The following is an 18,679-nucleotide window of genomic DNA, read 5'->3' on the forward strand; positions in this document are numbered from 1 at the left end:
AGTGAGCGCCGAGATCTACCGGGATGCCTGGGGTGTCCCGCATCTGCGTGCCGACAGCGTGCGCGAACTCGCCCGTGCCCAGGGCATCGTCACCGCCCGCGACCGGGCCTGGCAGCTGGAGATCGAGCGGCACCGGGCCCGCGGCACCTCGGCGTCCCTCCTCGGCCCCGACGCCCTGCCCTGGGACCGGTTCGTGCGCAGGGCCCGGCTGGAGGACACCGCGAGACGCTGCTTCGAGCAGCTGGAGAGACGGGACCCGGAGACGGCCGACTGGGTACGGGCATACGTCGACGGGGTCAACGAAGGGCTCGCCGACGCGACCCTGCCCCTCGGCGCCCCCGGCCGCTGGGAGCCCTGGACCCCCCTCGGTGTCTGGCTCGGTGCCCACATCCTCTTCGCGGGCTTCCCCGCCAAGCTCTGGCGCGAACAGGCCGTGAAGCACCTCGGCGAGGAGGCCGTCGGGCTCTTCGCCACCGACGGTCCCGGCACCTCCGGCAGCAACGGCTGGCTGGTGAGCGGCGAACGGACCGTGACCGGCCAGGCCGTCATCGCCGGAGACCCGCACCGCTTCATCGAGGATCCCGGCGTCTACCAGCAGATCCACCTCTCCTGCCCGGAGTTCGACGTCGTCGGCCTCGCCGTCCCCGGCGTCCCCGGCATCGCCCACTTCGGTCACACCGGCACGGTTGCCTGGGCCATCACCAACGCCATGGCCGACTACCAGGACCTGTACGAGGAACGGCTGCGGCGGACCGGGGCCGGTGTCGAGGCCCTCGGCCCGGACGGGAGGTGGACGCGCGCGTCCCGGCACACCGAGACCGTCGAGGTGGCCGGCGAGGAGTCCGTCGAGGTCGAGGTCATCGAGACCGAGCGCGGGCCCGTCATCGCCGGCGGCCCGGAAGGGCTCGACGACGGCACGCCGCTCGCCCTCAGCCTCCGCATTCCGCCACGCGTGACCGACGACCTGGGTTTCAGCGCCCTGCTCCCGCTGCTGCGGGCCCGCCGGGTCGCCGACGTGGACCGGGCCTTCGACAGCTGGGCCGAGCCGGTCAACGTCGTCCAGGCCGCCGACACCGAGGGCGGGCTGCTGCACCGGGTCGCGGGCCGGGTGCCGGTGCGGTCCGAGGCCAGCCGCACCCGTGTCGTCCCCGCCTGGGAGCCCGGGCACGCGTGGCAGGGCTGGCACGACATGCCCCGCGCCGGCCTCACGCAGGACGGCGTCGCCGTCATGGCCAACCAGCGGGGTCCGGCGCAACCCCTCGGCGTCGAGTTCGCCCCGCCGCACCGCGCGAACCGCATCGCGGCGATGCTCGCGGGCAAGGGCAAGTGGTCGGCCGGGGACATGCCCGCCCTCCACATGGACACGTATCTGGCCTCCGCCGGGCCCCTGTTGGACCACCTCGCCGCCCTCCGGGATCTGACCCCGCGGGCCGCCGAACTCACGGACACCCTCCTGCGCTGGAACCGCCGCATGGACGCGGACAGCGAGGACGCCGCCCTCTACTCCGCGGTGCGCGGCGCCGTCGTCCACCGGCTCGCCGCCCACCCCGCGTTCGCCGCGCTGACCTCCCCGCCCGCCTACCCCGAGGTCCTCCTCCCCTGGCTCGGCCTGCTTCCGCGCATCGGCTTCGCCCTCGAACACCTGCTGCGCGCCGAGGAGTTGTACGGCATCGACCGTCCCGCCGAGATCCGCGCGGCCGTCGAGGAGGTGGCCGCCGGGAAGCCGCCCGCGGCCTGGGGCGAGACCCACCGGCTGTACCCGTGGCGGGCGTTGCCGGACACGTCGTACGAGAAGCACGATGAACCCGGGCTCTCCGGCGACCACGACTGCGTGCTGTGCACCTCCGCCGTGCCCGGTCTGACCGACCTGGCCGCCCGCGGTCCGGCCGCCCGCTACGTGTGGGATCTGGCCCGGCGCGAGGACAGCCGCTGGGTGGTGCCGTTCGGCGCCTCGGGCGTGCCCGGCTCGCCCCATCACCGCGATCAACTTCCCCTGTGGCTCGCGGGCGACCTCGTCCCGGTCGTCACCGACTTCGAACAGCTCAGCAAGGAGAGCGATGTCTGACACCTACGTCCACGAGCAGGAGGTCGACGGCTTCGGCACCGTCCGCGTGCGCACCCTCGACGCGAAGGCCGACGCCGAGGTGCTGCACGGCTGGGTCAGCGAGGAGCGGGCCGTCTTCTGGGGCATGAACGGACTCACCCGGGACCAAGTGGCCGAGATCTACGCCCACATGGACACCCTCGACACCCACCACGCCTATCTCCTCGAGAAGGACGGCGAGCCGGTCGGACTGCTCCAGACCTATGAGCCGGAGGCCGACCGGGTCAGCGAGTGCTACTCCGTCGAGCCCGGTGACATCGGCGTCCACCTGCTGCTCGCGCCGGCCGGAGCGGACGGCGGACGGCCCGGCTGGTCGTCGGCGCTGCTGGGCGCCGTCGCCTCGTACGTCCTGCTGGGCCTGGACCGCAAGCGGGTCGTGGTCGATCCCGACGTACGTAACGTGAAGGCGGTCGCCCGGTTCCTGCGGCAGGGGTTCGTGGCCGGGGAGCGGGTCGTGCTGCCGGAGATCGACATCCCGGACGTGTATCTGCCCGAGAAGCACGCTCAACTGGCCTTCCTGGCCAGGGAGGTAGCCTTCCCGGCGTGACCCCTGAAGACCTCGTCGCCCACTACGGACTGGAACCGATCCCGCGCGAGGGGGGCCTGTTCCGCCGTACGTGGGCGGGCCCCGAGCGCGCGGACGGCAGACCGGCGGGCTCGGCCATAGTCGCCCTGCTCACCGCCGGCGACTTCTCCGCCCTGCACCGCCTGCCCGGCGACGAGATCTGGCACTTCTACCTCGGCGACCCCCTGGAACTCCTGCTCCTGTCCCCGGACGGCACGTCGAGCGTTCCGGTGCTGGGGCCCGACGTCCTCGCCGGTCAGCACGTCCAGCTGACCGTCCCCGGCGGCACCTGGATGGGGGCGCGGACGCGGGGCGCGTGGACGTTCTTCGGCTGCACGATGGCTCCCGGGTTCACCTACGAGGGCTATGAGCACGGCGACGCCGAGGCACTGAGGGCGCGGTATCCCGCCGAGGCCGACCGGATCGCGCGACTGTGTCGTCCATGAGACTCCTCGAAGGACAGGTCGCCCTCGTCACGGGCGCGGGCGGCGGTATCGGGCGGGGGATCGCGGTGCGGTTCGCCGAACAGGGGGCGGCCGCGGTCGTCGTGCACTGCCGTACGGCGGTGACGGCGGCGGAGGAAGTCGCGGACCGGGTACGGGAGTCGGGCGCGCGGGCCGTCGTCCTGCGGGCGGATCTGACGAGCGAGGACGCCTGCCGGGAACTGGTCCGGGAGGCGCACGCGTGGGGCGGCGGACTGACCGCGCTGGTCAACAGCGCGGGGGCGCAGCCGGTGCGGGAGCTGCCCGGGATGACGGCCGCCGAGTGGCGGGAGGTCGTCGACACCAACCTGACGAGCGCCTTCGCGTGCACACAGGCGGCGGCGGAGGTCATGGGGCACGGCGGCTCGGTGACGCACATCGCCTCGATCGAGGCGCACGGTCCCGCCGCCGGGCACGCCCACTACTGCGCGTCCAAGGCCGCCCTGGTGATGCACGCCCGGTCGGCGGCCCTGGAGTACGGGCCTCGCGGCATCCGGGTCAACAGCGTCTCGCCCGGTCTGATCGACCGGGAGGGGCTGGCCCGGGACTGGCCGGAGGGTGTGGAACGGTGGCATGCGAAGGCGCCCCTGGGCCGGCTCGGCCGCCCCGAGGACATCGGCGACGCCTGTGTGTTCCTCGCCTCGCCGCTGGCCTCCTGGGTCACCGGGCAGGACCTGGTCGTCGACGGGGGAGTGTCGGCCCGGCCCACGTGGTGAGTGTTCCGGCGCCGGTGTCCGTACATAACCCGGAGCCGTGGGGACGGAGTACTGACGTGGAGCGTGACGGTGGACGAGGCCGGCGGCGAGTTCAAGGGCTGGTGCTGCTGGGCACCGTGCTGGTCCTGCTCCTCTTCGGCGGCGCGGGACCGGCTTCGGCCCATGCCGCCCTCCGCTCCACCGACCCCGAGGACGGAACCGTCCTCAAGTCCGCCCCCGCGTACATCACCCTGACCTTCACCGAGTCCGTCGGTCTGCTCGACGACTCCTTCCGCGTGCTGAGCCCCAAGAACGAGCGGGTGCGCACGGGGGAGGCCGAGCATGTGCCGGGAAGTTCGGACACCGCCCGGGTGTCGCTGCCCGCCTCCGGGCTCGGCGAGGGCACCTTCACGGTGGCCTGGCGGGTCGTCTCGGCGGACAGCCATCCGGTGTCGGGGGCCTTCACCTTCTCCGTCGGGAAGCCCTCGGCGACGGCGGTGACCGTGGACCCGGGGCCCGTGGAGAACCCGGCGACGACCGGCCTCTACAACATCGCCCGCTACCTGGCCTATCTCGCGGTGGCGCTGCTCATCGGCACGGCGCTCTTCCTCGCGCTGTGCCGCCCGGCGGACGCCAACATCCTGCCCAGGCTGCTGAGGGTCGGCTGGTGGACGCTGGCGGGGGCCACGGTCGCACTGTTCGTGCTGCGGGCGCCCTACGAGGCCGGCACGGGTCCCGCGAGGGCCTTCGACGCCGCGGCCTTCGGGCGGACGGTGACGAGCCGGCCGGGGCTGGTGCTGCTGGCCCGGCTGGTGCTGCTCGCACTGACGGCGGTCTTCCTTCTACGGCTGTTCCGGCGCCGCCGGTCCTCCTACGCGATCGGCGCCGCCCTCGCCCTCGGCCTCGCCCTCACCTGGGCCGCCGGTGAGCACGCCTCCGCCGGCATCCAGGTGCCCGTGGCGATGGCCTCCTCGGTCCTGCACGTCCTGGCGATGGCGGCCTGGCTGGGCGGACTGACGGCCCTGGTCGTCACGCTGTACCGGGCGGCGGTCGTCGAACCGGCCACGGTCACCCGCTTCTCCCGCCTCGCCTTCGTCTCCGTGACCGTCCTGGTCCTCACCGGCGTCTACCAGTCCTGGCGTGGCCTCGGCTCCTGGAGCGCGCTCACCGACACGACGTACGGCCGGCTCCTGGTCGCCAAGCTGACCGCGGTGGTCGTGCTGCTGACGGCGGCCGGGTTCTCGCGGCTGTGGACGGTACGCCTGGCGACGGCGGACGCGCGGACCGTCGTACCGGAACGGGTGCCGGAGCCGGCGGGCGGGCCGCCGCTGCCGGAGGCGCCCGAGGAGCCGCCGGTCGTTCCGGACCGCCGTGGTCTGCGACGTTCCGTCCTCGCCGAAGTCACCATCGGTGTCGTGGTGCTGGTGCTCACGACCGTGCTCACCGGCACCGTGCCGGGCCGCGCGGAGGCGGAGGCCGCTCAGAGCCCCGCGGCCACCGGGCTGCCCGTCGCGTCCGTCTCCTACGTCCCCTTCGACATCGGCGGCGCCCGGGGCAAGGTGCAGATCACCCTCGACCCGGGCCGGGTCGGCCGGAACTCGGTGGAAGCGGTGGTCCTCGACGCCGAGGGCGGTTTCGCCATCGTCCCCGAGCTCCGGCTCTCCTTCACCCTCCCGTCCCAGGACATCGGCCCGCTGGACGCGAAGCTCACCGACAAGGGCGGCTACTGGGGCACCGACGACCTCGACCTGCCGATCGCCGGCACCTGGGAGATGAAGGTGACGGTCCGGGTCTCCGAGATCGACCAGGTCAGCGAGACGAAGCCGGTCGAGATCCACTAGAACCGAACACGTAGGCGGCCCCACACCCCGGCCGGGGTGTGGGGCCGCCTACGTGTTCGTGGCGCAAAATCATCGGTCTTCGTTCGACAGGTCGAAGGCGATTGGGACATCAGGCTCGATCTTGGACGTGTCGGTCACGTTTCGGGAAAGGTGACCGTCGTCTCTTGACCAATGACAGGACATGCAGCTGTCATTACGCAACCGTGTTCGGTCAAGTTGATTTCTGGTCGGTTACGACGGACTTCGACACACTCCCCTGCCTGGCCGAACCCTGCCCTCTGGAGCGCGTTCATGCCCGACTTCTCCCTCCCCTCCGCCAGCCGCCGTTCCGTCCTGCGCGGCATAGGCGGCGCTGCCGTCCTCGGTGCCGGCATCCCCCTGCTGAGCGCCTGTGGCGGCAGCGGCACCTCGGCCGACCCGAAGACCGTCACCGTCGGGTCGAACGCGTCCGACGCGGTGCCGAAGAAGGCGTTCGCGGACATCTACGCCGCCTACAAGAAGCAGTCCGGGATCACGGTCGACGTGAACACCAAGGACCACAACACGTTCCAGGAGCAGATCAACTCGTATCTGCAGGGCACGCCGGACGACGTGTTCAACTGGTTCGCCGGGTACCGCATGCAGTTCTTCGCGGGCAAGGGACTGGCCACGCCGATCGACGACGTGTGGAAGACCATCGAGGGCAACTTCCCCGACGCGATGAAGGCGCTCAGCAAGGGCGCGGACGGCAAGTACTACTTCGTGCCGCTGTACACCTACCCGTGGGCGCTCTTCTACCGCAAGAGCGTCTTCCAGGAGAAGGGCTACGAGGTTCCCACCACGTGGGACCAGCTGGTCGCCCTGTGCAAGCAGATGAAGAAGGACGGCCTCGTGCCGATCGCCTTCGGCGACAAGGACGCCTGGCCCGCGCTCGGCACCTTCGACCAGATCAACTTCCGTACCAACGGCTACGACTTCCACGTCGAGCTGATGGCCGGCAAGGCCTCCTGGACCGACGCCAAGGTGCGCAAGGCCTTCGACCTGTGGGCCGAGCTGCTCCCCTACCACCAGGACGGCGCCGTCGGCCGCACCTGGCAGGACGCCGCGCAGACCCTGGTGTCGAAGAAGGCCGGCATGTACCTGCTGGGCACCTTCGTGGGCCAGCAGTTCACCAACGAGGCCGACCGCGAGGACCTCGACTTCTTCGCCTTCCCGGAGATCACCTCCGAGTTCGGCCAGGACACCGTCGAGGCGCCCACCGACGGCTTCATGCTCTCCAAGGCCCCGAAGAACAAGGCCGCCGCGGTCAAGCTGCTGCAGTACCTGGGCACCCCGGCCGCCGAGCAGATCTACCTCAAGTCCGACCCGAACGTCGTTGCGGCCGCGTCCAACGCCGACACCTCCTCGTACAGCGCCCTGCAGAAGAAGGCGTACGAGATGATCTCCGGCGCCAAGCACCTGACGCAGTTCATGGACCGCGACAGCCGCCCGGACTTCACCTCCACGGTGATGCAGCCCGCGCTGCAGAAGTTCATTCGCGACCCCAAGGGGATCGACAGTCTGCTCTCGTCGATCGAGCGCCAGAAGAAGACCATCTTCGCGTCCTCGTGAGCAGCGACATGACCATCGACACCACCGAGTCCCCGAAGGCGGCGACCCCCGTGCCGCCTTCGGGCGCTGCCCCGCGCAAGGTGCCCACCGGGCACCGCCGGCTCCTGACCCGTCGCGACCGGCTCACCCTGGGCCTGATGGCGACCCTGCCGACGATCCTGCATGTCGCCCTGGTCTGGGTGACGGCCCTCGCGTCGATCGCGCTGGCCTTCACCACCTGGGACGGCATCGGCTTCGACTCGATCCACTGGGTCGGGTTCGACAACTTCCGTGAACTGTTCACCAACAACCCGCAGTTCTGGCCGGCCGTCGAGCACAACGCCATCTGGTTCGTCGTGCTCATCCTCATCCCGACGCCGCTCGGCCTGTTCCTGGCCGTCCAGCTGGACAAGAACATCCGCTTCAGCCGGGTCTACCAGACCGCCTTCTTCCTGCCCGTCGTGCTGTCGATGGCGGTCATCGGATTCGTCTGGCAGCTCGTCTACAACCCCGACACCGGCCTGATCAACAGCATCATCGGGGCCAACAAGCCCGGCCACTACATCGACTGGATCGGCGACCCGGACCTCAATCTGTGGTCCATCCTCATCGCCGCGTCCTGGCGGCACACCGGCTACATGATGATCCTCTACCTGGCCGGCCTCAAGGGCGTCGACCCCTCGCTGCGCGAGGCCTCGGCCCTGGACGGCGCGGGCGAGTGGCAGACGTTCAAGAACGTCATCTTCCCGACCCTGCGCCCCACCAACACCATCGTCCTGGTCGTCACCATCATCGAGGCCCTGCGCGCCTTCGACCTGGTGTTCGTCTTCAACAAGGGTGCCGAGGGCACCGAGCTGCTGTCGATCCTCGTGACCAACAACATCATCGGCGAGTCCAGCCGCATCGGATACGGCTCCGCGATCGCGGTCGTGCTGCTGCTGATCTCGCTCGTCGTGATCATTCCTTACCTGGTGAGCACCTTCCGGAAGGAGCGACGAGCATGAGCACGGCCCTGCCCTTGAAGAAGCACGCGTCGAAGAAGCACGCGTTGAAGAAGCACGCACCCCTGCGCCCCGGCCGCGTCCTGCTGCACGTCTTCCTCGTGTCCATGTCGCTGGCCTGGCTGGCCCCGCTGCTCTGGGCGATCTACGCGGCCCTGCGCCCGTATGCCGAGACCAGCGAGAAGGGCTATGTGTCCTGGCCGGACAAGCTGACCTTCGACAACTTCACGAACGCGTTCACGCAGTCGGACATGACGCACTACTTCGGCAACACCATGCTGATCGCGGTGCCGGCCGTGCTCGTGACCCTGTTCCTGTCGTCGATGGTCGCCTTCTACGTCAGCCGCTTCGACTTCCGCGTCAACCTCTTCCTGCTGCTCCTCTTCACCGCCGGCAACCTGCTCCCGCAGCAGGTCATCATCACCCCGCTGTACCGCCTCTACCTGCTGATCGACCTGCCCGGCATCACGATGAGCGGCAAGCTGTACGACTCCGCGCTCGGCCTGGTCCTCATCCATGTGGCGTTCCAGTCCGGCTTCTGCGCCTTCGTGCTGGCCAACTACATGAAGATGCTCCCGCACGAGCTGACCGAGGCCGCGCTCGTCGACGGCGCCTCGGTGTGGCGGCTGTACTGGCAGATCGTGCTGCCGCTGTGCAAGCCGGCGATGGCGGCCCTGGGCACGTTGTTGTCCATCTGGATCTACAACGACTTCTTCTGGGCCCTCGTGCTGATTTCCACCGGTGAGAACATGCCGATCACCTCAGCCCTGAACAACCTCTCCGGCCAGTACTTCACCGACCCCAACCTCATCGCCGCCGGCGCCCTGCTGACCGCCGTCCCGACGCTGGTCGTGTACTTCGTGCTCCAGCGGCAGTTCGTCAGCGGTCTGACGCTGGGCGCCAACAAGGGCTGACGCCCTTCCTGTTCGAAAGAGAACCACCGTGCCCCACCCCTTCACCCCCGTCGCCACCGTCCCCGTGGACCGGGCCGGCGCCCGCGTCCACGAGGAGGGCTGGCAGTCCTGGAGCCCCAGCGGCGCCTACGCCCTCGACGAACGGCCGTACCGCCCGACCAACGACAACTGGGCGACCGTCTGCTACCGCCCGGGCGTCACCGTCCCCGAGGGGGCCTTCCAGGGCGAGGGACTGCTGGCCCTCGCACCCGGCGACGGCTCCCCGGTCCGCCTGTGGGCGGCGCCGGAGCCCTCCAAAGAGGTCCCGTCGATCCGCCTGACCGTCGACGGCGACACAGCGGTGGTCACCGCGGACGGACCTGTGAAGGAGTGGACGGGTGCCACCGTCCAGGCGGTGCTGGGCGATTGGGCCGCGGCGTTCGGTGTCCGGGCCCCGCGCCCGGCGCCCACCGTCTGGTGCTCCTGGTACGAGTACTTCACGCAGGTCACCGAGGACGACATCCACGAGAACCTCCGCGCGATGGACACCCTCGACCTGCCCGTCGACGTGGTCCAGATCGACGACGGCTACCAGAAGGCCCTCGGCGACTGGCTCACCCTCTCCGGCCGCTTCCGCTCCCGCCGGGGCATCGCGGACGCGATCCGGGCGCGGGGCAGGAGGGCGGGCATCTGGACGGCACCCTTCCTCGTCGACCCGGCGAGCGACCTGGCCGCCGAACACCCCGACTGGCTGGTCAAGGACCTCGACGGCGGCTTCCTGCACGCCGGCCGCAACTGGGGCCACGACCTGAGCGTCCTGGACACGACCCACCCGGAGGCGGCCGCGTACCTGACGGACGTCTTCCGGACGCTGCGCGCCGAGGGCTACGACTACTTCAAGGTCGACTTCCTGTACGCGGGCGCGCTGGAGGGCGTACGGCATTCCGACGCGGACCCCCTCACGGCGTACCGCCAGGGCATCGAGCTGATCCGGGAGGCGATCGGCGAGGACGCCTACCTCCTGGGCTGCGGCGCCCCGATCCTGCCCTCCATCGGCCTCTTCGACGCCATGCGCGTCAGCCCCGACACGGCCCCGCACCGCCGCCCAGAGGCCGACGACTACAGCCAGCCCGGCCAGGACCCGGCGGAGTTCACGGGTGCCGCCCGCCAGTGGCAGCACGGCCGGTTCTGGGTCAACGACCCCGACTGTCTGATGGCCCGCCCGGCCGTGGAGACCCGCGAACGCTGGGCGGCCCATGTGGAGGCGACCGGCGGTCTGATGGCGTCGAGCGACCGGCTGCTGTCCCTGGACCGGTGGGGTGTGGAGACGACGCGCCGGCTCCTGGGCGGAGACGCCCGATGATCCCGCAGGGCATCGCCTACGGCGGTGACTACAACCCCGAGCAGTGGCCCGAGGAGGTCTGGGCCGAGGACATGCGCCTCATGGCCGAGGCCGGGGTGACCATGGTCAGCGTCGGGATCTTCTCCTGGGCACTCCTGGAGCCGAGGGAGGGCGCGTACGACTTCTCCTTGCTGGACCGCGTCCTCGACATGCTCCACGCCCACGGCATCGCGGCGGACCTGGCGACCCCGACGGCGGCACCGCCGGCGTGGTTCTTCGTCAAGCACCCCGAGGCGCTCCCGGTGGACAAGGACGGCAGGGCACTGTCGTACGGCAGCCGCCAGACGTTCTGCCCGTCGAGCCCCGCCTATCGGGAGGCGGCGCTGCGGATGGCCCGTGCGCTCGGGGAGCGGTACGCCGGCCACCCGGCGGTCGTGATGTGGCACGTCCACAACGAGTACGGCTGCCACAACCCGGAGTGCTTCTGCGAGGAGAGCGCGGCGGCGTTCCGGGGCTGGCTGCGCGAGAAGTACCGCGGTCTGGAGGCGCTCAACGACGCCTGGGGCACCCGCTTCTGGAGCCAGTGGTACTACGACTGGGACGAGATCATCCCGCCCCGCGCCACGGGCGCCGTCCCCAACCCGGCCCACCTGCTGGACTGGCGCCGCTTCTGCAGCGACGCGCTGCTCTCGCTGTGCGAGGCGGAGCGCGAGGTGCTGCGGGAGGCGGCGCCGAAGATCCCCGCGACCACCAACTTCATGGTGATGCACAACTTCGACGCGCTGGACTACTGGCGCTGGGCCCCGAAGCTGGACGTGGTCTCCAACGACCACTACCTCCGCTCCACCGACCCCGAGTCGCACATCGACCTCGCGCTCAGCGGCGACCTGGTCCGCTCGCTGGCCGGCGGGCCCTGGCTGCTGATGGAGCACTCGACGGGCGCGGTGAACTGGCAGCCGGTCAACCGGGCCAAGAATCCCGGGGAGTTGCGCCGCAACGCGCTGGCCCATGTGGCCCGGGGCGCCGACGGCATCGCCTACTTCCAGTGGCGGGCGGCGAAGGCGGGCGCCGAGCAGTGGCACTCGGCGATGCTGCCGCACGCCGGCACCGACAGCCAGATCTGGCACGACGTCGTCCAACTCGGCGCGGACTTGAAGGCGTTGGGGGAGGTGCGCGGCTCGACCGTGCCGGCGCAGGTCGCCATCGTCTGGGACTGGGACGCCCGCTGGGCCCTGGAACTGCCCTCGCAGCCGAGCGCGGAGCTCCGCTTCCAGGAGCTGGTCCGGGCCTGGTACGAGCCGTTGTGGCGGTCGGGCATCGCGGTGGACTTCGTCCACCCGGAGGCGGACCTGTCCTCGTACCGCCTGGTCCTGGCGCCCAGCCTGTACCTGGTCGACGACGAGGGCGCGGCGAATCTGACGGGCTTCGCGGAGCGCGGCGGCACCTTGGCCGTGGGCTTCCACAGCGGGGCGGTCGACCCCAACTGCCATGTGCGGCTCGGGGGTTACCCGGGAGCGTTCCGCGAGGCGCTCGGGGTGCGCACGGACGAGCTGTTCCCGCTGCTGCCGGGTGAGTCGGTGGAGCTGAGCGACGGCGGTACGGCACGGCTGTGGTCGGAGCGGGTGCGTCTGGCGGGCGCGGAGGCGATCACGACGTACACGACCGGCCCGCTGGCGGACGTACCCGCGGTGACCCGCAACTCCTTCGGCACGGGCACCACGTGGTACCTGGCCACCCAGCCGGACCCGGCGACGCTCGCCGCCCTCCTCGACCGCATCCGCACGGAGGCGGGCGTGATGCCGGTCCTCAGCACGCCGGAGGGTGTGGAGGCGGTGCTGCGGCGCGGTACGGAAGCGGACTACCTCTTCCTGATCAACCACACCGAGGCGAGCGCGGAGATCCCCGTGTCCGGCGAGGCCCGCGAACTGCTCACCGGGAAGCCGGTGCCGGGCGCGGTCACCGTCGCGGCGGGCGAAGTGGCGGTGGTGAGGGAGCCGCGCGAGTAGCGATGAGTTTCTCTGCGGGCCTCGGTCACAGTGGCGACACCTACCGGCCACGGCCACGCCAACGCGCTGGTGGCGCACACCCTGGCCGAGGGCAGGTGCCGTTCCGGACCCCGGTCCCATTACCACTCCCGGCTGTGATTCAGCTGTTCTGGAACCTCTAAATCCGTTAATTTCCGGAGAACTCTTCTACAACCTTCCGTCACATGCGTCTGTCTGCCTTACGCAGAGATGTTCGACAGGTTCATGGAAGAGGAGCTCAGAACGTGACCGTGCGTTCCTTTGCCCGGCGGATGCGCCCGCGAGTCGAGCGGAAGGCCGCCGAGAGCGTGTGGCAGCTGCGTACCATGCGGCGCCGCCGTCGGGCCGCGGTCACGGATCCGGTCCTCCGACCGGTGGCGGTGCGCGGCCAGCAGCTCTACGGCCGGGTCGTGACGCGGTTCAGCGCCGCCGAGGCGGCCGCCACCAACCTCGGCCTGGTCGTCGCCGCACTGGAGCAGGAAGAAATCCCGTACTTCCTGGTGCCGACCGCCCGCACCCGGCACACGCTCGGCGTGAACGTCGTCGACCGGGAGCGCCTGCTCACCGCCCTGGAGACGCAGAACGAGGGCAAGGCGGTCTTCATCGGCCGCCCCATGCCCGGCGGAAAGCTCAAGCACCCCGCGCTGTTCATGGACGGCGCCCTGCCGGCCGGGCTGCGCACCGCCCCCATCCTGCGGGTCGGGGAGAACCACCTCGGCCCCGCGGGCCAGCTGCTCGCCGGGCCCGAGCTCGCCTGCGACATCGAGTTCTGGGAGGACGGCGCCGACCTCCTCGCCTCCGCCGACGGCCCCCGGCGCCTGGCCAAGGTGCAGCCGCAGGCGTCCGAGGACATCTTCGCCGACTCCCTCGTCGCGCCCCGCAACAACGGCATCACCGACGTCCTGCCGGCCTCCGAGCAGCAGCCCGCCACCGTCCGGGTCGGCGACCGGGAGCTGCCGAGCTTCGTCCCGCTCACCCTGCCGACCGTCGACGACGTGACCTTCCCCGTCGACGTCGTCTACACCTGGGTCGACGGCGAGGAGCCCGAGATGCGGGCCAAGCGGGCCCGCCACCAGGACCGCGGCACCGCCGAGATCCTGGACAAGGAGACCAACGCCTCCCGCTACACCAGCCATGACGAGCTGAAGTACTCGCTGCGCTCGCTCGCGATGTACGCCGACTTCGTCCGCCACATCTACATCGTGACCGACGGCCAGAAGCCGCACTGGCTCGACGACACCGCCCCCGGGCTCACCGTCGTCGACCACCGCGACATCTTCCCCGCGGACGTCCTGCCGGTCTTCAACTCGCACGCGATCGAGACCCGGCTGCACCACATCCCGGGCCTGTCGGACCACTACCTGTACTTCAACGACGACGTGTTCGTCGGCCGCCGGGTCACCCCGGAGCACTTCTTCCACGGCAGCGGCCTGATGAAGATCCCGGTGTCCCCGCTCAAGATCGGCGTCGGCAAGCCGCACGCCGAGGAGACGGCCACCAACTCCGCCAGCAAGAACGTCCGCCGGCTCCTGCTGGAGAGGTTCGGGCGGATGACGACGAACAACTTCATGCACACCCCGCTGCCCCAGCAGCGCCGAACCCACCAGGTGCTCGAAGAGCTCTTCCCGGAGGACATCCGCCGCACCACGGCCTCCCGCTTCCGCTCCCCGCAGGACATCGCGGTGACGGCCCCGCTGCTCTACCAGTACGCCCTGATGACCGGCCACGGCCTGCCCGGCAAGTACAGCTTCCGGTACGTCAACATCAGCCGCCCGGACGCCGACCGACGCCTGGCCGACCTGCGCCGCAGCCGCCGCTTCGACTTCTTCTGCCTCAACGACGTCGACGTACCGCCCGAGGAACGGGAGCAGGTGAGCGTCCGGATGCACGAGTTCCTGGAGGACTACTTCCCCTTCGCGAGCCCGTACGAGAAGCAGAGCTGACGGGACCGGGGGGACAAGGACATGGGGGGCATGGACATCCGTGACCGCTTCGGAATGCCGGGGGGCATCCGAACGGTCCGGGACTTTCTCGTACGGCTGAGGCTCTGGCTCGCGGCCCGGCTCTGGGCGCTGCGCACCGCCCGGGCCCGCCGGCGCCTGCGGGCCGCCGTCCCTGGGCTCCGCCGGGTCACCTTCGGACCGACGCGGCTGTACGGCCGTATCGTCGCCGGATACACCGCGGCGGACGCCGTCGAGGCCGACCTCGAACGGGTCTGCACCCTGCTGGACGGACTCGGCGTCCCGTACTTCCTGGTCCCCGCCGACCACGGACAGGGGGTGCCGCGCCAGGTCATCGGCGTGGCGGAGACGCACCGCGACACGATCCTCCAGCGGGCCGCCCAGCGCTTCGCCTCCGGTGTGGGATACGCCGGGGCCGTAGGACCGGACGGCGGGGTGACCGCCGCGGCACTGTGGGCCGACGGGAAGCTGCCGCGGGCGCTGCGGCGGGCCGAGGTGCTCCGCACCGGCGTGGTGCGCCTGGGCCCCGAGGGCCAGGTCCTCACCGGTCTCGAAACGGGCTGCGACATCGAGTTCTGGCGGCACGGCCGCGACCTCGCCACGGACCCCTCCTGGCTCACCGTGCCCGGCAGCCGGATGCCGGACGTCTTCGGCCCGGCACTGGTCGCCCCGCGCCACAACCCGGTGTCGGAGGTCCTCCCGGTGTCGGCGCAACGCCCCGCCGTCGTCGCGGGCCGCCGTCGCGGCGTGCCCACCTTCGCCCCGTTCGCCGAGCCCGGCATCGACGCGGTGCGCTTCCCCGTCGACGCCGTCTACACCTGGGTCGACGGCGACGACCCCGCGATGGCGGCCAAGCGCCGCGCCCACCAGGCGCTCTCCCACAACACCATCGCCCCGCGCGAGACCGGCGCCTCCCGCTACACCAGCCACGACGAGCTGAGGTACGCCCTGCGCTCGCTGGAGATGTACGCCGGTTTCGTCCGGCACGTCTACCTGGTGACCGACTCCCAGATCCCGGACTGGCTGGACCCGCAGGCGGAAGGCCTGACCGTGATCGACCACCGGGACATCCTCCCGGCGGACGCGCTCCCCGTCTTCAACTCCCACGCGATAGAGAGCCGCCTGCACCACATCCCGGGCCTGTCGGAGCACTACCTCTACTTCAACGACGACGTCTTCATCAACCGTCCGGTAGGGGCCGAGCACTTCTTCCACGGCAGCGGCATCGCCCGCATCCCCCTCTCCCCGCTGAAGCTGGGCATAGGCGATCCGCACCCCCTGGAACCGGCCCCGAACTCCGCGGGCAAGAACGCCCGCGAGATCATCAGCCGCTTCCACGGCAGACATATCACCCACAAGTCCCTGCACACCCCGCACCCCCAACTGCTGTCGGTCATGCGGGAGATGGAGAGCCTGGGCATCGAGGAGCTGGACCGCACCTCGTACTCCCGCTTCCGCTCGACGTCCGACGTGGCTCCGGTATCGACCCTCCACCACCACTGGGCGATGGCGACCGCCCGCGCCGTCCCGGCCGACTACCGCTTCCGCTACGTCCAGCTCGGCACCCCGGACATGCGCCGCCGCCTGTCCCGCCTGGCGGCCGGCGAGGACGTCGACTTCTTCTGCCTTAACGACGTGGACACGCCCCCCGAGGCCAGATCAGCGGCCCAAGCGGCCATCAGCGCCTTCCTGGAACGCAAGTACCCCTTCCCGAGCCGCTACGAATCAACGCCCCGCCCCCCGGCCCACCCCGTCCCCCACAGAACGGCCCAGCACGCCGGCGACCCCCTCTGACCCGGACAACGAGATCTGAGACCAACGACGAAAGACCCCACCGCGAACGGTGGGGCCCTTCGACATCGTGCCCGGTGAGGCACTGGCGGAGGATACGAGATTCGAACTCGTGAGGGGTTGCCCCCAACACGCTTTCCAAATGTTCGTCTGGGGGGTTCGGGGCGGGACGGGGGCGTTCTGACCTGGGGTGGAGTAGGCCATCGGACGGATGGTGGACGGCGCCGGACGGCGCCGAATGAGACCAGAACTGAGACCAGGGCGCCGGTCATACTCGCTTGACGACGATCGATTCCGGAACCAGCTTCTCCAGGTCGTCCACGTCCGATGTGAAGATGGTGACCTGCCCTTTCTGCTGTCGGGCGATGATGGCGAGCACCGCGTCGATCGCGTACTTGTGGCCGTGAAGCTTGGCGTCGGACAGGAGTCGGCGGGCCTGGCGGGCCTCGTCCTTCCCGATGTCGGCGACTTTGAGCCGGGAGAGCACCCAGTCCCAGCGCTGCTCGGTGGTTCTGCCGTCGTACGCCTCCACCAGCGTCATGGGCGACGTGACTACTTCGGCTTCGCCCCGTGCTGCGAGGTCGAGCCAGGCGATCATCTTCCGGTCGCCACGCACAGCGAGGGACAGGGCTTCGCAGTCGAGTACGAAGGCGCGCAGTGGCCGCTGCCCGTGCTCACTGGCTCGCTTGGTCACGCGGCCTCTCCGGTGTTGTGTCCTCCGGCGGTGAGGCGACGCTCGTGCTCGGCGTCGAGATCTTCCAGCTCAGAGAGTGCTGCCGCGTGCTCGTCCTCGGTGACCGCGCCGTGTTCCTCCTGCAGCCAGTCGACCAGTTCCAGCAGTCGGTCCCGATCGCGCTTGAAGCGCAATGCTTCGGCGACGTACGCCGAAAGTCCCCGCTCAGCCGCCTCGGCGCGGATCTCGTCCAGGAGATCTTCGGGGATCGTCACCGTTACTTTCTTGGTTGCCATATAAGTCACCATACTCTTGGTGTGAATGCCCCTACCAGATTGCCGTGACCCGTGGGGCAAAGAGACCAATGGCCAATCCGTGAGCCCTGCCCATGCGTGATCGCCGACTTGTACCGCTTCACTCGGCCACCGCATGCCGTTCACTCTCATCAGCGCATGCTGCGTCGGATGAGGATGGTTGTCCTTCGCGGTGGTGAGCCTCCTGCCGTTGACGGAACGACAGGAGGAGAGTCCATGTCCCTGCTGCCTTCGGCAGACGTCTTCAGGTCGATCGAGCTAAAGGTTCCGCAGCTGCTCGGTGGACAGTTGGTCTGTCCACATGTACCCGGGGAGAGATGTTCGGTCGGCGAGCACCTCACGCTCTCGGAGGCGAAGGAAGCGGCGGCACGGGATGCCGCTGATGCTGCTGTGCGGGATGCGCTGTGGCGGTGCGTGGGGCGCGATGCCCGAAGCGACGTGCCGAACTTGGCTCAGCGTGGCCAGTTGCTCGCGTTGTACTTCATCATCCCCTACCTGCGGAAGTCGGCCGCGAGAGTCTCAAGGAGGCTCTGCGTCGATGTCGCAGAGGTGAGGTCAGCCATGCTCGTCGGCGCGTTGTACGGGCTGGCACTGGCCGCTGAAGCCGACGACATCCGTGATGAGGTCATCCGGGCTGCCAATGCCGCCGGCTGGGCGGTGGAGCGGTCTGATCCGGCCGAGCGCACGACGGATCCGCACAGCCTTGTCGACCGTGCGAGCCTCCTTGACGACGACTACTCGCCCATCCGCAATGAGTCGGACATCCAGGCCGTCGGTGAGGTGGACTCTTTGCTGGGGGAGCGCATCAGCGGCGAACGCATGGGCGCTACCTTGCACCGCCTCGGGCTCTTGGCCGCGTTCCTCGCCTCGGGTTCGGGGCAGGTGCCCGGGGGTGAGTCCGACGAACTCGACGGACGGCAGAAGGAAGCCGAGTGAACCCGAGCGCAAGGCGACTGTCGCAGTGGCTGGGCGAGCCAATGCCCCTCCGCGAGGTGGCAGATCTCCTCGGGGTCGACGCAGCGAAGGCGTGCGGACTGGTGAGGGCGGGTCGCTTCCCCTGCCGTGTCACGAAGGAGAAGGGGAAGTACGTAGTCCTTCCCGCCGATGTGTTGGTGGCCATGGGGCTGGATGATCCGATCGTGCGGATCGTCGACCTGCTGGCCGGAGCCGAGTTCGCGAGGAGATGGGACTGATGGCTGGCCGCCGCCGGGCCGAGTGCGACATCGGAGGGCAGGCCGCGCGAACGTCCCACCCTCCGGGGTGACGCGGGCATGGAACGGGTTGGTAGGGCGCATGTGGATGGTCGGTGCGCTGCTGATCCGTCGAGCGGCTCCGCGTCGGCGGCTTCGGCCGCACCATAACCCCCGATAGCGCGGATGGTGACGTCCAACAGGAACGTCTGTTGTCCTGGCCTTTGTCACAGT

Annotated in this window: 16 protein-coding genes; 14 read left to right on the top strand and 2 right to left on the bottom strand. The window is 70.1% G+C overall.

What is annotated here, in order from left to right:
- Position 1 precedes the first annotated feature (1 nt).
- The 12 genes from QF037_RS24750 (at position 2) to QF037_RS24805 (ending at position 16,271) form a co-directional block, all read left to right on the top strand.
- Complete coding sequence (locus tag QF037_RS24750) at positions 2-2,065, top strand: penicillin acylase family protein (protein ID WP_307028733.1); 2,064 nt, start codon at positions 2-4, stop codon at positions 2,063-2,065.
- Positions 2,058-2,651 (top strand): GNAT family N-acetyltransferase, encoded by a 594-nt coding sequence (locus QF037_RS24755; RefSeq protein ID WP_307028735.1) that lies wholly within the window; start codon positions 2,058-2,060, stop codon positions 2,649-2,651. Before QF037_RS24750 ends, QF037_RS24755 begins: the two co-directional genes overlap by 8 nt.
- Complete coding sequence (locus QF037_RS24760) at positions 2,648-3,115, top strand: cupin domain-containing protein (RefSeq protein WP_307028736.1); 468 nt, start codon at positions 2,648-2,650, stop codon at positions 3,113-3,115. Before QF037_RS24755 ends, QF037_RS24760 begins: the two co-directional genes overlap by 4 nt.
- The gene (locus QF037_RS24765; RefSeq protein WP_307028738.1) at positions 3,112-3,867 is read left to right on the top strand and encodes an SDR family NAD(P)-dependent oxidoreductase; all 756 of its coding nucleotides are present in this window, start codon (positions 3,112-3,114) and stop codon (positions 3,865-3,867) included. Before QF037_RS24760 ends, QF037_RS24765 begins: the two co-directional genes overlap by 4 nt.
- Positions 3,868-3,968: 101 nt before the next feature.
- Entirely contained in the window at positions 3,969-5,687 is a 1,719-nt protein-coding gene (locus QF037_RS24770; protein ID WP_307037351.1) for a copper resistance CopC/CopD family protein, read from the top strand.
- Positions 5,688-5,978: 291 nt separating this feature from the next.
- Entirely contained in the window at positions 5,979-7,277 is a 1,299-nt protein-coding gene (locus QF037_RS24775; protein ID WP_307028739.1) for an ABC transporter substrate-binding protein, read from the top strand.
- 8 nt (positions 7,278-7,285) lie between these two features.
- The gene (locus QF037_RS24780) at positions 7,286-8,260 is read left to right on the top strand and encodes a carbohydrate ABC transporter permease (RefSeq protein ID WP_307028741.1); all 975 of its coding nucleotides are present in this window, start codon (positions 7,286-7,288) and stop codon (positions 8,258-8,260) included.
- Positions 8,257-9,171, top strand: coding sequence for a carbohydrate ABC transporter permease (locus QF037_RS24785; RefSeq protein ID WP_307028742.1), 915 nt, complete (start codon positions 8,257-8,259; stop codon positions 9,169-9,171). The genes QF037_RS24780 and QF037_RS24785 overlap by 4 nt, the downstream gene beginning before the upstream one ends.
- Positions 9,172-9,199: 28 nt before the next feature.
- Positions 9,200-10,513, top strand: coding sequence for a glycoside hydrolase family 36 protein (locus tag QF037_RS24790; RefSeq protein WP_307028744.1), 1,314 nt, complete (start codon positions 9,200-9,202; stop codon positions 10,511-10,513).
- Positions 10,510-12,498, top strand: coding sequence for a beta-galactosidase (locus tag QF037_RS24795; protein ID WP_307028746.1), 1,989 nt, complete (start codon positions 10,510-10,512; stop codon positions 12,496-12,498). Before QF037_RS24790 ends, QF037_RS24795 begins: the two co-directional genes overlap by 4 nt.
- A 263-nt stretch (positions 12,499-12,761) precedes the next feature.
- The gene (locus tag QF037_RS24800; protein WP_307028747.1) at positions 12,762-14,459 is read left to right on the top strand and encodes a stealth family protein; all 1,698 of its coding nucleotides are present in this window, start codon (positions 12,762-12,764) and stop codon (positions 14,457-14,459) included.
- A gap of 30 nt (positions 14,460-14,489) precedes the next feature.
- On the top strand, positions 14,490-16,271 hold the full coding sequence (locus QF037_RS24805) for a stealth family protein (protein ID WP_307028750.1): 1,782 nt from the start codon (positions 14,490-14,492) through the stop codon (positions 16,269-16,271).
- 265 nt (positions 16,272-16,536) lie between these two features.
- On the opposite strand, the gene QF037_RS24810 is transcribed toward QF037_RS24805, so the two are convergent.
- Positions 16,537-16,962 (bottom strand): hypothetical protein, encoded by a 426-nt coding sequence (locus QF037_RS24810; protein WP_307028752.1) that lies wholly within the window; start codon positions 16,960-16,962, stop codon positions 16,537-16,539.
- Positions 16,959-17,237 (bottom strand): CopG family transcriptional regulator, encoded by a 279-nt coding sequence (locus QF037_RS24815; RefSeq protein ID WP_307028754.1) that lies wholly within the window; start codon positions 17,235-17,237, stop codon positions 16,959-16,961. Before QF037_RS24815 ends, QF037_RS24810 begins: the two co-directional genes overlap by 4 nt.
- A gap of 234 nt (positions 17,238-17,471) precedes the next feature.
- On the opposite strand from QF037_RS24815, the gene QF037_RS24820 reads away from it, so the two are divergent.
- Entirely contained in the window at positions 17,472-18,191 is a 720-nt protein-coding gene (locus QF037_RS24820) for a hypothetical protein (protein WP_307028756.1), read from the top strand.
- Entirely contained in the window at positions 18,188-18,448 is a 261-nt protein-coding gene (locus QF037_RS24825; protein ID WP_307028757.1) for a DNA-binding protein, read from the top strand. Before QF037_RS24820 ends, QF037_RS24825 begins: the two co-directional genes overlap by 4 nt.
- The last annotated feature ends 231 nt before the right edge of the window (positions 18,449-18,679 follow it).

Origin of the sequence: Streptomyces canus (genome assembly GCF_030815415.1) — a bacterium.
GTDB lineage: Bacteria > Actinomycetota > Actinomycetes > Streptomycetales > Streptomycetaceae > Streptomyces > Streptomyces canus_F.

Excerpts from the sequence above, each read along its gene's own strand:
- QF037_RS24805 (WP_307028750.1), top strand. The coding sequence starts at position 14,490 with ATGGACATCCGTGACCGCTTCGGAATGCCGGGGGGCATCCGAACGGTC.
- QF037_RS24765 (WP_307028738.1), top strand. The coding sequence starts at position 3,112 with ATGAGACTCCTCGAAGGACAGGTCGCCCTCGTCACGGGCGCGGGCGGC.
- QF037_RS24785 (WP_307028742.1), top strand. The coding sequence starts at position 8,257 with ATGAGCACGGCCCTGCCCTTGAAGAAGCACGCGTCGAAGAAGCACGCG.
- QF037_RS24755 (WP_307028735.1), top strand. The coding sequence starts at position 2,058 with ATGTCTGACACCTACGTCCACGAGCAGGAGGTCGACGGCTTCGGCACC.
- QF037_RS24820 (WP_307028756.1), top strand. The coding sequence starts at position 17,472 with ATGTCCCTGCTGCCTTCGGCAGACGTCTTCAGGTCGATCGAGCTAAAG.
- QF037_RS24775 (WP_307028739.1), top strand. The coding sequence starts at position 5,979 with ATGCCCGACTTCTCCCTCCCCTCCGCCAGCCGCCGTTCCGTCCTGCGC.
- QF037_RS24780 (WP_307028741.1), top strand. The coding sequence starts at position 7,286 with ATGACCATCGACACCACCGAGTCCCCGAAGGCGGCGACCCCCGTGCCG.
- QF037_RS24815 (WP_307028754.1), bottom strand. The coding sequence starts at position 17,237 with ATGGCAACCAAGAAAGTAACGGTGACGATCCCCGAAGATCTCCTGGAC.
- QF037_RS24795 (WP_307028746.1), top strand. The coding sequence starts at position 10,510 with ATGATCCCGCAGGGCATCGCCTACGGCGGTGACTACAACCCCGAGCAG.